The 13,459-nt window shown below is 41.2% G+C and carries 13 protein-coding genes; 5 read left to right on the top strand and 8 right to left on the bottom strand.

Features of this window, described 5'->3' with window-relative positions:
* The first annotated feature begins 69 nt into the window (after positions 1–69).
* Positions 70–528: a methyltransferase family protein gene (locus tag LRQ06_RS01560; protein WP_232764686.1), complete on the top strand. Its 459-nt coding sequence runs from the start codon at positions 70–72 to the stop codon at positions 526–528.
* A 57-nt stretch (positions 529–585) separates the two neighbouring features.
* On the opposite strand, the gene LRQ06_RS01555 is transcribed toward LRQ06_RS01560, so the two are convergent.
* The 4 genes from LRQ06_RS01555 to efpL all read right to left on the bottom strand — a co-directional run bounded on the left by LRQ06_RS01555 (position 586) and on the right by efpL (position 3,302).
* The gene (locus LRQ06_RS01555) at positions 586–1,314 is read right to left on the bottom strand and encodes a DUF3581 domain-containing protein (RefSeq protein WP_232764685.1); all 729 of its coding nucleotides are present in this window, start codon (positions 1,312–1,314) and stop codon (positions 586–588) included.
* A gap of 199 nt (positions 1,315–1,513) precedes the next feature.
* The gene (gene hutC, locus LRQ06_RS01550) at positions 1,514–2,224 is read right to left on the bottom strand and encodes a histidine utilization transcriptional repressor HutC (protein ID WP_232764684.1); all 711 of its coding nucleotides are present in this window, start codon (positions 2,222–2,224) and stop codon (positions 1,514–1,516) included.
* A 171-nt stretch (positions 2,225–2,395) separates the two neighbouring features.
* The gene (locus LRQ06_RS01545; RefSeq protein WP_232764683.1) at positions 2,396–2,716 is read right to left on the bottom strand and encodes an HI1450 family dsDNA-mimic protein; all 321 of its coding nucleotides are present in this window, start codon (positions 2,714–2,716) and stop codon (positions 2,396–2,398) included.
* A gap of 19 nt (positions 2,717–2,735) precedes the next feature.
* Positions 2,736–3,302 carry an elongation factor P-like protein EfpL gene (gene efpL / locus LRQ06_RS01540; RefSeq protein WP_232764682.1) on the bottom strand — a complete coding sequence of 189 codons (567 nt, stop codon included), beginning with the start codon at positions 3,300–3,302 and terminating at the stop codon, positions 2,736–2,738.
* Positions 3,303–3,420: 118 nt separating this feature from the next.
* On the opposite strand from efpL, the gene LRQ06_RS01535 reads away from it, so the two are divergent.
* Positions 3,421–4,188, top strand: a complete 768-nt coding sequence (locus LRQ06_RS01535) for a nucleotidyltransferase domain-containing protein (RefSeq protein ID WP_232764681.1) — start codon at positions 3,421–3,423, stop codon at positions 4,186–4,188.
* 1 nt (position 4,189) lies between these two features.
* Here the strand turns inward: LRQ06_RS01535 and LRQ06_RS01530 are convergent, their stop codons facing one another.
* The 3 genes from LRQ06_RS01530 to LRQ06_RS01520 form a co-directional block, all read right to left on the bottom strand.
* Positions 4,190–6,562, bottom strand: coding sequence for a DNA polymerase II (locus LRQ06_RS01530; protein WP_232764680.1), 2,373 nt, complete (start codon positions 6,560–6,562; stop codon positions 4,190–4,192).
* A 48-nt stretch (positions 6,563–6,610) separates the two neighbouring features.
* Positions 6,611–8,464: an Lnb N-terminal periplasmic domain-containing protein gene (locus tag LRQ06_RS01525; protein WP_232764679.1), complete on the bottom strand. Its 1,854-nt coding sequence runs from the start codon at positions 8,462–8,464 to the stop codon at positions 6,611–6,613.
* A 63-nt stretch (positions 8,465–8,527) separates the two neighbouring features.
* Entirely contained in the window at positions 8,528–9,013 is a 486-nt protein-coding gene (locus LRQ06_RS01520) for a DUF3015 domain-containing protein (RefSeq protein WP_232764678.1), read from the bottom strand.
* 393 nt (positions 9,014–9,406) lie between these two features.
* On the opposite strand from LRQ06_RS01520, the gene uvrY reads away from it, so the two are divergent.
* Genes uvrY through pgsA form a run of 3 tightly spaced genes read left to right on the top strand, consistent with a single transcriptional unit; the run spans position 9,407 to position 12,483 of the window.
* Positions 9,407–10,051, top strand: coding sequence for a UvrY/SirA/GacA family response regulator transcription factor (uvrY, locus tag LRQ06_RS01515; RefSeq protein WP_232764677.1), 645 nt, complete (start codon positions 9,407–9,409; stop codon positions 10,049–10,051).
* Complete coding sequence (uvrC, locus tag LRQ06_RS01510) at positions 10,051–11,883, top strand: excinuclease ABC subunit UvrC (RefSeq protein ID WP_232764676.1); 1,833 nt, start codon at positions 10,051–10,053, stop codon at positions 11,881–11,883. The genes uvrY and uvrC overlap by 1 nt, the downstream gene beginning before the upstream one ends.
* Before the next feature lie 42 nt (positions 11,884–11,925).
* The gene (pgsA, locus tag LRQ06_RS01505) at positions 11,926–12,483 is read left to right on the top strand and encodes a CDP-diacylglycerol--glycerol-3-phosphate 3-phosphatidyltransferase (protein WP_232764675.1); all 558 of its coding nucleotides are present in this window, start codon (positions 11,926–11,928) and stop codon (positions 12,481–12,483) included.
* Positions 12,484–12,636: 153 nt separating this feature from the next.
* Here pgsA and LRQ06_RS01500 read toward each other — a convergent pair whose 3' ends face one another.
* Positions 12,637–13,443, bottom strand: a complete 807-nt coding sequence (locus LRQ06_RS01500) for an ABC transporter permease (protein WP_232764674.1) — start codon at positions 13,441–13,443, stop codon at positions 12,637–12,639.
* Between the last annotated feature and the right edge of the window lie 16 nt (positions 13,444–13,459).

The raw sequence follows: 13,459 nt of genomic DNA, 5'->3' as shown, positions 1-13,459 counted from the left end.
TAAATTAAGCATTGGCGGTTTTGGTTTATATTCCGTCATCCTTACATTATGGTGATAGGAGAGAATTCATTGAATCGGATTATTCCTCCGGTATTCGTGTTTGCTATCGCGATTGCTGCAATTTATGGTGTTAATGATCTTATCGATTTTGGTAAGACAGACAGTTTCCGCTTATTGCGCTACCTATTGGCTATGATTTGTTTTATTGGTGCCGGGATATTCGGTATTTTTGCTTTGTGGGCATTTAAGAAAGCATCGACAACTGTCAACCCGGTTGATGTCAGTAAAGCCAGCACCGTGGTATCTGGTGGCGTTTTTCGTTTTTCAAGAAATCCAATGTATTTAGGATTGGTGTTGCTGTTGCTTTGTTATAGTTTGTATATTGGTAACATATGGGGCGTTTTTATTAGCTGGCTGTTTGTCCTTTACATGAATCGTTTTCAGATTCTTCCTGAAGAACAGGCAATGACCCGAAAATTTGGTCAGGATTATCTTGAATATAAAAGCAGAGTCCGGCGCTGGATATAAAAAACCACAGCAGAGCGCTGTGGTTTATCATCTTTGATTATTGTAACTTTTGGGTTATCAGGCAGCAACTACCGAAAATTGTTCACGGAAATACGCTTTTCTTTCGTTGAATCGTTCGACAAGTCCGTCCACTGCTTCCTGAGAGTAGGGCTTCAGGCCACTGGCTACCATCTTTTTTGCCCCTCGGCCAACAATTGATCCCTCTTCAAGAAATTCAAAGTTCAGAGTAACGATACCTCTCTTACCATCGACATCAAAAGTTGCTCCGGAGAATGACACTTCGGGGTGGGTGAGGTTCAGGTGACTGAATTCAACTTCCATACTTTCATAGATAACAAGTGGTCTTGAACAATTAATCATCATTTGCTGTTCCTTCATTAGCGGAACCATGATGTGTGGGAAGTTCATTCCGGAGAACTTGACATAACTGGTCACCAGATGTTCGATAAAATCGCTGTTTTTGCTTGTCTCACCTTCATGGTGCATGTGCAAATACTCTTTCTCATTTGCATCAACGACTGCAATTTCACCTTCCGATTTTTGTGCAATATGTAATGGGATTCCATCGTTGACCATGCCCGAAAAGGTGAACCGCATTCTCTGGCAGATACCGTGTTTTTGCAGTAAGACAGCAAACAAAAGGTCGCCAGGGACACAGAAGCGTTTATTGTCTTCATCATGGATAGGATTGAAATCACCAGCCACTTTTTTAGCAAAATGACTTGCCTGTTCGCGGGTAAACTGAAATTGTTGTTCGTTCGAAGAATAATAAGGAGCTAAAAACATAATATACGTTACATAACCAAAACTGAGTCAAATTATATATGACAATGAAGTCTCAATGGTCTATCCAGTTCAGAAGATAATAAGAATATCCCGGTCAGAAGAAAAAGACTGTGACTGTGATTTCATTGAAACGAATGCGTTAGTTTATGAATTCCTGACAGAAAAACAAGCGATTTATCCTTTTTTGACGTATATGCATTTAAAGTGAGACTTTTGATGATAGCTTATATTTGCTTGCCGGATGGTACAATAACGCAGAACTGATTAACTTTTCATTACTCCAGGTCCTTCTGTTGAGTAACAAACAGGGTTCTTGTCCGGAAAGTAGTAGTGCTGCTCTTATTTTTTGATCCGGAATTATCGCTTCGACAGTGTGTTCAATTGCGCTTAACGGACATGCCTGTGACAGATATTGATTTGGGGTGATTTGGGTAAAGTCCTGATTAATATAGTCGGGAGCGTATTGTGCGTTTACCCAGCGAACCTCAAGTTGAATTGGCGTATCGTCTGCGTAGTGAATGATTTCAGTGTAATAGGTTTGTGATCCAAGCATAACCCCCAGCTTTGTTGCAATATCGTCGGTTGCAATCAGGCTTTTCTGTACTTTGACTTTGCTATGATATTCCTGCCCCCGGCTATGGATTTCATCCGCAATATTTCTTATATCCAGTAATGGTGATTCTGCTTTCTGTTGAGGAGTTGAAACGAAAGTTCCTAAGCGGGGACGTCTTTGTAGTTTTCCTTTATTGACTAGATCCCGAATAGCTTTGTTGACGGTCATACGGCTGACGTTAAATTGTTCGGCCAGATCCATCTCTGTGGTAATCCGATGTCCGACAGACCACAGGCCTGAATCAATTTTGTCTTCTATATATTGTTTTATCTGAATATAAAGTGGGGATTCGTTCATAACTTCGTCAGGTTGATTTGAATATACAAATCATCTCGGTTTACGGACGAAATTGCAACTGTTTATGCTGCCAGTGATGTTGATGTTCAGCTTCGTTTACTGCGAGGGAGTGAGAAGACCAGCCAGAAATGGATCTGTCTGGTCCTTTGTATCTGACTAGCCAGAGTGTTTTTAATCTCTTTTCCAGAGAATATGACACGATTTGTCTTCTGGAATCAGGCTGATCAGCATTCTGGCAAAAATATCATCGAGAACATCATTTTCTTCATTAACCAAGCCAATTCGAACTTCTGCAAAACGTTCTTTATCAACATCAAAGCCGGTATGCTCTGCCCAGTCATCCGAAATATCAACCAATTCTGCGGCTCCCCGGTCATCAAACTGAGCCGTGAAAAGAATCACGTCTGCTGCTTCAAGATTGTCCGGAGCCATTTCTAAAAAAATGTCGTAAGCGGCTTCAATTGCTTCGTCGTATGTTAATTTGTCCGTCATAATGATATTTACCGTTTTGTTATGCTCTGCTCATGAATTTGCGTTCAGCGGTATTAATTAGAACACGATCACCGGTAGCAATGTATTCCGGTACCTGTACCACAAGGCCGGATGCAAAGTGAGCCGGTTTGGTTCTTGCAGATGCAGATGCGCCTTTGATAGATGGATCGGTTTCATCGATAACCAATTCAACAGAAGCTGGTAGATCAATGGCAACCGGATTACCGTCAATCAGAACAACACTTAACCCCTGAGTATCTTCATTGATAAACAGAAGTTCGTCTTCAATATCTTCTTTTTTGAAGTTGTATTGTGTGTAATCTTCTGAATCCATAAAAATATATTCATCGCCATCGATATAAGAAAACGTCGAAGGGCGCTTGTTCATTTCTACTGTTTCCAGAATATCATCGGCTTTAAAGCGTTCTTCAACTTTGCCACCCGTAGCCAGATCTGAAAACCGGAACCGGTAAACCGTATTGCCGCCACGTGCACTCGGTTTGGTTACATCAATGTCTTTCACAAGCAGTACTTTGCCATTCAGAGAAACGACAAACCCTTTTTTGATTTCTGTTGCCTTTGGCATGGAATAATTCCTTAGTTACAATAGTTAGCGTATTATAGCGAAAGCCCATCTTGAATAGAAATATTTAGAAACGTATTCTTTTGCTCATTGAAACTTAAAGGAAATTGACAATATAAATATGCCTTTACCTGTTATTGATCCTAAACTTGGGTTCCAGACGATGTATCAACCGGTTGTTGCTGATTTATGTCGCTATATGAAAGCCGGATTAGGCTCCAATCTTCACAGTTTGTATATTTATGGAAGTGTGGCCCGGAAAACAGCCGTGGCTTATCAATCGAATCTTGATGTCATCGTTGTAACTCATCATCAGTTTGAAGAAAACAGGCAAACTCTTTTTAATACGTTACGCTGGCGTTTTCAGAAAGATTTCCCATATGTTACAGATGTTTCGATAAAAACGGCCTTGGTTTCTGAAATTGCTTCACTGGACAGCTTGTTTTCGTGGGGTTTTTTACTAAAGCATTGTTCTGTTTGTGTTCACGGTGACAACATGGCGGAGTGTTTTGGGGATTATGAACCGAGTTGGGAAATTGCAAAGTACTGGAATATGGATGTGTCTGACTGGATTCCATTTTATCGTGGTAAAATAGCAAAGGCGACCAGAGAAGAAGAGCTGATAGAAGCTCAGAGACAGATAGCGAAAAAGTTACTCAGGGCTTCTTATTCACTTATTATGTACAAAGACAAACGTTGGTTTGATGATCCGGTTGAATGCGGGGTGGCGTTTCTGAAATACCATCCGGAAAAAGAAAAGCAGATTCACCGGTTGGGTATTTTATTAAAAGGAAAACTGATCCCGAAGCGTTCCGTTATCGGACTTATTGATGATTTCGGCCTTTGGCTTATACGTCAATATGAGAAAACGGAATTTCGTATCGGGTGAATCAAAATAATCCTAGCTGAGGTTTCCAAATGTCATCAAATGATTTTCCGATAAAAGGTAAAATGGCGTCGGCAACCGGTTTTAACTGCTTTTCAATATAGTGGTCATAGTCAATAGGTGATTTTTGATATTCCAGAGGCTCCGGTCCGGACAGAGTAATGACGTATTCTATCACGCCTTTGTTTTGGTACTGAAGCGGACGTCCTAAACGCTGATTAATGTCATCGGCCAGCCTTGCGGCTCTGACCTGAGGGGGGACATTTTTCTGATAATCTGACAGTTTCCGCCGTAATCTTTTCCGGTAAACAAGCTCGTTGTCATGTTTTCCCGAGAGTGTCTCGTTAACCAGAGTCTCAATATATTCTTCCGGAGCCTGATGATTAAAAATCAGTTCATATAACCGATACTGAAAATGTTGTGACAATTCGGTCCAGTCTGTCCGGGCACTTTCCAGTCCTTTAAAAATAATAGTTGATTCGTTATCAGAATTGACTTTCAGTCCGGCGTAACGCTTTTTAGAACCGATATCTGCTCCACGTATGGTTGGCATCAGAAAACGCTTATAATGTGTTTCGTACTCGATTTCGAGACAACTTTCTAAATTGTAGTCTGATGCTAAGTGTGTCTGCCACCATTGGTTGATAAGCTTAACCAGTTTTTTGCCAATAGCATCCGCATCTTCCTGAGTGGCTTTTTGGTGTAAAGATACGAAGGTTGAATCGGTATCTCCGTATATGACGGTGTATCCCTGATCTTCAATCAGTTGCCTTGTTTTTTTCATGATCTCATGACCACGCATCGTTATGCTTGAAGCCAGACGGGTGTCGAAAAAGCGGCAACCGGATGAACCCAGAACACCGTAAAAAGAGTTCATAATAATTTTGATAGCCTGAGAGAATGCTTTTTCGTCGTTTTTTTTAGCAATATCACGGGCTTTCCAGAGATCATCGATCATTTGAGGTAAATGGTGTCTGGTCCGGTGAAACTGACCGCCACGAAATCCGGGAACGGCTTCATCATTTTTATTTCCGGTGGGTAGCTTTAATCCTTCTATTAAGCCAAGCGGGTCAATAAGGAAAGTCCGAATAATAGAGGGATACAGACTTTTGAAGTCTAAAACGAGTACCGAATCATAAAGTCCCGGTAGGGAATCCATGACATATCCACCAGGGCTGGCGACCCAGCTTTCTGTTTGTAAATTGGGGGCAACATAACCGGAACGGTGAAGTTTAGGCAGGTACAAATTGGTGAAGGCGGCAACGGAACCTCCCACTCTGTCGATTTCGAGCCCGGTTAACTTGGAACGCTGAATTAAAAAATCCAGCAGATGGGTTTTGGTGAAAATGTTGGAGACAAGCCGGCAGTCCTGAAGGTTATAAATAGCCAACTGCACTTTGTTATGGAGAAACATATCATTGATTTCAGCCATACGGTCATGAACATTATGGATAATTTTGCCTTCACCTAATAATTCTTGAGAGATATTTTCCAGAGACCATGAACGGAAATAATAAGTCGCCGTTTTTAATGCGCTTATCCCGTCAATAACAACTCTGCCCGGAATTGAAACGTAGTTTTTCTGATTTGATGAAGTGCGGCAGTAACCGGTCTGGTTTCCACGGCCAATGATAAAAGGGAGTTGGTGCCATTTTGCGCGTTTAAGTAAAAGCTGAAAATCAAAATCGATAACATTCCATCCGATGATGATGTCCGGGTCGTAAACCTGAAACCAGTTAATGAGTGACTGAAGCAACTGCTTTTCATTGTTAACCCATTCAATAACAATTTCACTGCTATTATTGGTAGGGGTATCACCAATCATAATGACTCTGGAATCGGTTTTGCTGTGTAAGCCTACGGAGTACAGAATTCCTTTTTCGGAGCATTCAATATCAAGTGAGACAACACTTAACTGAGGCGTGTATTCAGCGCTCCGACACTGCGCATTATGAAATTCAGTATAAGTGGTTTTCCTTACCGGCTGGCCTTTAAAAGTCATACTGCCGCCAATAAAACGTTCCATCAGGTATCTTTCCGGTAGTCGGACATCGTTTTCGTAGAGCGTGATATTTTGCTGAAGGCATATCGCTGAAAGTTGATTTGCTGTTTTTAATGTTGGCGTGTAAATGGCACAGACCGTTTCGTCTTTAAACGTTTTTAACTCAACGTCTCGTATGATCGCGTTAATCTTATGTTGTTCGATTAATGATGAAAGTGAACTTTTGAATGCTATCGGTGAAAAATAGCAGTGTTTTTGTTCTGGAACTAAAAGCCTGGCCGGTCCATTATCCGTCGCGATCCAGAATTCGAGATGCGAGCTGCCATTGATCTCTCTGGTATGGTGTGTGAGCAGGAAGCCGTTTTGAATTTGCAATGGATCAGGCCTGACTAAACGAGTAATTAGGCCTGATGATAACAAAATTTAATAGTAGAAATAAGCCGTGACTTGGGCGTTCATTTCTTCTTCATGCCATTTCGAGTAGCCAATTTCGGTTCTGAGTGCCGTATTGGTTGATAAACTCCAGTTCCAGGTTCCTTTTATTGATGAATGATCATCGGTAATACCATCAATTAAAGAGATCCATTCGGCTTCGATTCCAATCCTATGCTGTGTGGTCAATGAGTAAAGGAGACCGGATTTCGCCCCAACACCTAAAGTAAAGTCGTGATCCGTTAATTGTCCCTGATTTAGTTCAGCTTCGAATAGCCAGTAAACATGTAAATGGTCTGCCTGCCCCCATGCTTTCCCTGCACCGCCTTTGATAAACAGACGGCTTTCATTGGTCGCATCAGGTCGGTCAAAACCAATTTTCACTCCCCAGCCGAGACTATCAAAAACCCGGTTGCTTGGGGCTAATGCTAAAGCATCCATAAAATAAAAATGGTCAAGTTCACTATGACCGTTATCGTCAATATTTACTTTTGTATCGAGAAAGCTGATTTGGGCTCCGGGGATAAAACCGCTCTGGGCATCAAACAAATCATGATAGGACGGACGCCATTCAAAAGACGTCGTATTTTGCCTGTGCTGATATTGATTACGGGCTATTCCGATTCTGGCTGAGCCATGTCCCTGATCGGGGGACGTTTGTGGTGTAGGAACCGGTGGAAAAGGCGATTTTGCGTTAATCCGGCTACGGGCAATCAGGATTTTGGTTAATCGCTTGGCTGTTGAATTTCGCTCCAGTCCATCATCATAAAGTTCAAAATTTAGCCATTCGTAGGCAAATTCAAGGATGGCCGCTCTTTCACTGTCGGTGAATTCTTTATCAGAAGGGTAGATTCCTTCTTCTTTTAATTTTTTTGTGGCCAGATAAATTCGTTCGCTCACGTGATCTGATTCATGCAGCAGACGTGTTCCGAATGCTTCCCTGTACTTCGGTGGTTGTGTTAATCCGGCTTTGACCAGTGTTTTTACTGTGTCGGACGGAATCGCCGTTACCGGAAAATCGTCTACCAGATCCAAATCATGATTGGCTAACTGAAGCAGAGCCAGCAACTGATATGAGCAGTTTTCGTCCAGAAAATAGTAATCAAATTCTGCTTGTTCCAGCTCCCACAAATGCAGAAGAATCCGGTTTACTTCCGTGGTAGTAAAATTCAGTGGGTATTCCCATATATCACGTGATTCAATGTCATTATATTCGCGAACTTTTTTGTAATATGGCATGACAGTAAAGCGTCCGGGATATGAACCGATCAGCCCTTTCATGGCATATAAAGCTGCATTATCATTCGTATCCGGATTGGCAGCAAAATTGACGGCAAAGGCAACAAGCTCACTGTTTTTATTTTGATTTTTTGCGTCAATGCGAAGCAGGGTATGGCCAAACATTGAAGACGGATTGTTCATGAATGCGGTTGGAAATACCAGCGTAAGCTTGTTAGGTTCGATCACTTTCTGCCATTTCTGTAATTCCGGGCAGTTCAGGGTGATATTTTTATTTCCCCGTAGTTCTTCCAGCCAGTGATAGCGTGCAGGGAAAGTGCATATTGCCTGATGGTTTTCCTTCGGATTTCCCTGATAAAAGGCCTGAATGGTCGCCTTTAGTTCTTTTTCCGGATTGGATTTCCCATCGGGAGATAAAAAGAAAGTTTTTGAGTCTACGGTACTGGTATAGTTACCAAAGTGACCTTTAAGATAATGTCCTAATTTCAGCCAGTACGCATCCTGACTCAGTGAGTGAGTATCGAAAGAAGTTTCGGAAGCATGGCTGTATAAAGGAAAGATAAAGCAAAATGTGAGTAATGCGGAGAAAAAGCGATCAAACTTCATGTCGTTTCTTTGAATTAGAAAGTGCCCCGAATAGAGGCACTTTTACCTGAATTAACGCCGGGTTTAGATAGCGTATGCAGAAAGCTCAGAATCTTTAGAGATTAGAGTGTTCAGATTGTTGAATACTTCTGTAGAAGTCACATTTTCTGAACTGAATACAGTTGCAAAGTTTTGTTTTGCAAGAGTATTAAAGCTTGCTTTATCTGCATCACTGATGCCCCAGACTTCTGATAAAGTTGCCAGTGTTTCACCCTGACCTTTTGCCATATCACGAGCAAGGTTATCCATGTTTCCGTCGATGAACATAGCAAGTTTTTGTTCTGAATTGATAGTACCTGTGCCATCACAACCAAGAGTACCGAAAGTGATACCGAAAGTTTGGTTACCAGAAGAGCCGTTGGTTGTTGCGCCCAGAACTTTGAATACTTTGCCTGATTGGCCATCGAAAATCATAGTACCCAGACCACAACCGATATCTTCGTCAGCCATAGCAAATTGTGAAAGTGGAAGGGTCGCTGCCAAAGCTGCCACTGCTAGTAATTTTTTCATGTGTTAATCCCTAAGCTAAGTTTAAATAGAATCATCAATAAGTTAAGAGATGAATCCAAACCAGATTAGATTATTGATAATAGTATTGCAAGCAATTGCAATTATTAGAACTGAGAATAGAGTCAAGATCATTATTTTGAGTTGATATGCTTGATTATTTAAATAGTTACAGTGTTTGATATGCGCTTCGAAGCTTATCTTTTTGTAATTAGGGTCTGAATTGTTTTTTATTTTTCCGTTACTTATTCTGTCTGGAGATTCGGCAAAGAATTGCTTGCCAAAGAAGTCATTTGGGCTCATAGTCAAGGAATAGACAAAATTGAGAGTCGTGCCAAAAAATAGACACTCATTAATTCAGTGATTTAGAACCTTTTTGATTTTGGAGATACAAGTTTGATTAGTGTTTTCCTTGTAGATGATCATGAGCTGGTTCGTACAGGGATTAGACGGATTATAGAAGACGTCCGTGGAATGTCAGTAGCAGGGGAAGCTGACAGCGGTGAGCAAGCGGTAAAGTGGTGTCGTAACAACCATGTAGATGTGGTCTTAATGGATATGAATATGCCGGGTATCGGTGGCTTAGAGGCAACAAAAAAGATACTCCGCTACAATCCAGATATTAAAATTATTGTGTTAACTGTTCATACAGAAAACCCATTTCCGACTAAGGTCATGCAGGCTGGTGCAGCAGGTTACCTGACTAAAGGTGCCGGTCCGGACGAAATGGTGAATGCAATCCGGGTTGTGAATAGCGGCCAGAGGTATATTTCACCGGAAATAGCACAACAGATGGCGTTAAGCCAGATATCACCAGCGTCAGATAATCCGTTTGCCGATCTTTCTGAGCGAGAGCTTCAGATTATGATGATGATTACGAAAGGGCAAAAGGTGACTGATATATCTGAGCAGTTAAATCTTAGTCCAAAAACGGTAAACAGCTATCGATACCGTTTATTTGCAAAGCTTGATATCAGCGGTGATGTGGAATTGACGCATTTGGCGATCCGGCATGGGATGTTAGATACCGAGACGTTGTAGTGGCAATACCTTTCGATCATACCTCATTTTTAAAAAGTGTCACGAGTCAGCCAGGCGTATACAGGATGTATAACGCCGATAATGTCGTTATTTATGTCGGCAAAGCGAAAGATCTAAAGAAGCGGCTTTCCAGTTATTTTCGGAAAACGCTGGATAACGAAAAAACCCGGGCACTGGTTTCCCATATAGTAAAGATCGATGTGACGGTTACGCATACTGAAACCGAAGCGCTTATTCTTGAGCATAATTATATTAAGCAGTATTTGCCCAAATATAATGTCTTGTTGCGGGATGATAAATCCTATCCGTATATTTTTATCAGCGCACACCAACATCCGAGAGTTTCTGTTCATCGTGGTGCGAAGAAAAAGAAAGGCGAGTATTTTGGTCCTTATCCGGATTCCGGAGCAGTCAGGGAAACGCTTCACCTGATACAAAAAATCTTCCCGGTCAGACAATGTGAAGATTCTGTGTATAGTAACCGAACCCGTCCTTGCCTTTTGTTTCAGATTGGGCGGTGTGCGGGACCTTGTGTAGATAGTGTTATTTCATCGTCGGAATATCAGGAGCTTGTTCAGTATTTGCGTCTGTTTTTGAAGGGCAAAGATCAACAGGTCCTGAACAGTCTGGTAGAAAAAATGGAGCAGGCCAGTCAATCGCTTCAGTTTGAAGATGCCGCCAGATACCGGGATCAGATTCAGGCCATCAGACGGGTTCAGGAGCAGCAGTTTGTTTCTGATGATACTGCGGATGATATTGATGTGGCTGGCTTTGCTCAGGAAAATGGTCTTGCTTGTGTCCATATTTTAATGATTCGTCAGGGTAAAATATTGGGCAGTCGTAGTTTTTATCCAAAAATCCCCCGTAATACCTCCAGGGAAGAGGTATTTGAAAGCTTTTTTAAGCAATATTATCTGGCTCATAATGAAAGCCGTACATTACCAAATAAAATCATTCTCAATTCAGAATTGCTTGATGATACCTCTGTTCTGGCAATGGCTTTATCTGAACTTTCGGGAAGAAAGGTTAACTTCTTCGTTTCCCCATCAGGTGTTAAAGGACGCTATCTGAAATTGGCGAATACCAATGCTTTGACGGCAATTACCACGAAAATAAACCATAAGATGACGATCACGCAGCGAACCAGAGAGTTAGCAGACGTACTTCAGCTGGATATGATAAACCGGATGGAATGTTTTGATATTTCACATACTATGGGTGAAAATACCATTGCGTCCTGTGTCGTATTTAGTCAGGAAGGGCCTGTGAAACAGGATTATCGTCGCTATAATATTGAAGGTATTACTGGTGGGGATGATTATGCTGCCATGGCACAGGTTTTAGAAAAAAGATATTCAAAACAGTTGGATATTGATAAGATTCCTGACATTATCTTTATTGATGGTGGTAAAGGTCAACTTTCCAGAGCCTGTGATATTATTCATCAATGCTGGCAGGACTGGCCTAAGAGACCTTTGATCATTGGTGTTGCTAAAGGTGTCACCAGAAAACCAGGACTGGAAACCCTGATTTTGTCATCAGGCAAAGAATTTCATTTAGAAAGTGATTCTCCGGCATTACATCTCATTCAGCATATCCGGGATGAAAGTCATAATCATGCTATCAGCGGACACCGAGCCAAAAGAGGAAAAGCCCGGCGAACCAGTTCTCTGGAAAATATTGAGGGAGTCGGTCCTAAAAGACGTCAGGCTTTGCTGAAGTTTATGGGAGGAATGCAAGAGTTAAAAAGAGCAAGTGTTGAAGAAATAGCAAAAGTTCCTGGCATTAGCCTAACTCTCGCTGAGACAATCTATCAGGAATTAAAACATTAATTCATTTATATAACTTTAACGTGACGGATAAGAGCAAGTGATATGCGCTTAAATATACCTAATATCTTGTCTTTAATAAGACTATTTTTAATTCCTGTTTTTGTTATTGCTTTCTATTTGCCATATCAATGGGCTCCGTTTGGTGCCGCTTTTGTTTTCTGGGTCGCTAGCGTGACCGATTGGCTGGATGGTATGCTGGCCAGAAAATTAGGACAAACATCCCGGTTTGGTGCGTTTATTGATCCGGTTGCAGATAAGGTATTGGTTGCAACAGCGTTGATCCTGATTACGGAATATTATCATTCTATCTGGATAACCATACCTGCAGTAACAATGATTGCACGGGAAATTATTATTTCTGCGCTTCGCGAATGGATGGCTGAGATTGGAAAAAGAGCCAATGTTGCTGTGTCTTGGGTTGGTAAAGTCAAAACAATGACTCAGATGCTTTCTTTGCTTGCTTTGGTGTGGCGTTACGATGACTGGATGATTTGGCTTGGCTATTTATTTATCTATGTGGCAACCGTTTTGACGTATTGGTCAATGATACAATATCTCAAGGCCGCAAAGGACGATTTATTAAGTCCGGACAATCATTAATCAGTTGACATGTGACAGAAAAACCAGCGAAGGCTGGTTTTTTTGATCGTTATCCACAAAATCTGTGGATAACCTGTTTTATGAATAACGTTTGAATATAATTGTTTGAAATTAAATGATATTTTGTCTTCTGATTCAACTTGTTTTTCTTTTTTAATTGTCAAGTGTTTCTTCGTCAATAAATGAAACTAACACTTTCCCTTCTTTGGACAGACAGCTTCTTAATACCATTTTAATTGTGATTAATAATGAAACAGTTAAGACAACAAAAATCGCAACCATGATCAAAAATTGATACTTAACGGCGGTTACCGGGGCAGCTCCGCCAAGTATCTGCCCGGTCATCATACCGGGAAGGGTAACGAGACCAATTGTTGTCATAGAGGCTAAAATTGGCGCTATGGCTTTTTTAAACGCATCCTGAACAAAAAGACGAGAAGCATATTGTGGTGATGCGCCCAGTGCTATTGCCCCTTCGTACTCATTTTTTCGTATGGTGAAAGCAGAAAACAGGTTTTGTAGTGCAACAATATTACCGCTCAGTGTATTACCCAGTAACATTCCGGCCAAAGGGATCATGTACTGAGTACTATAAAAAGGTACGGGTTGTATAATGATGATACATAGTGTCAGTAGTACAGGTACACAACCGGCAAATAATCCACTGCTAACTGCGAGCCAAAGAGCTTTTTTAGGCAGTCTGGCTTTGTCTATGATGGATAAGGAACCAATAAGCACCATTATGACTAACCAGACGATATTGACGATCAGCAGATTTAGCTGAAACAGGTAACTCAGGTAGAAACCGACCATTGTAAGCTGAAGTGCCATTCTGAAAATGGAAATAAGAATTTCTTTTTCCAGATTGATTTTAAGGTGTCGACATATAAAAGCGGGTATCAGCAAAGTCAGGCTAAAGACGCTGAGTTGTAACCATGAAATGTCAATTACACCTTCCATTCAAATCTCTCCTAAT

The sequence above is a fragment of the Vibrio salinus genome (genome assembly GCF_021272385.1).
Classification (GTDB): domain Bacteria; phylum Pseudomonadota; class Gammaproteobacteria; order Enterobacterales; family Vibrionaceae; genus Vibrio; species Vibrio salinus.
This window is presented reverse-complemented; position numbering and strand designations above follow the sequence as displayed.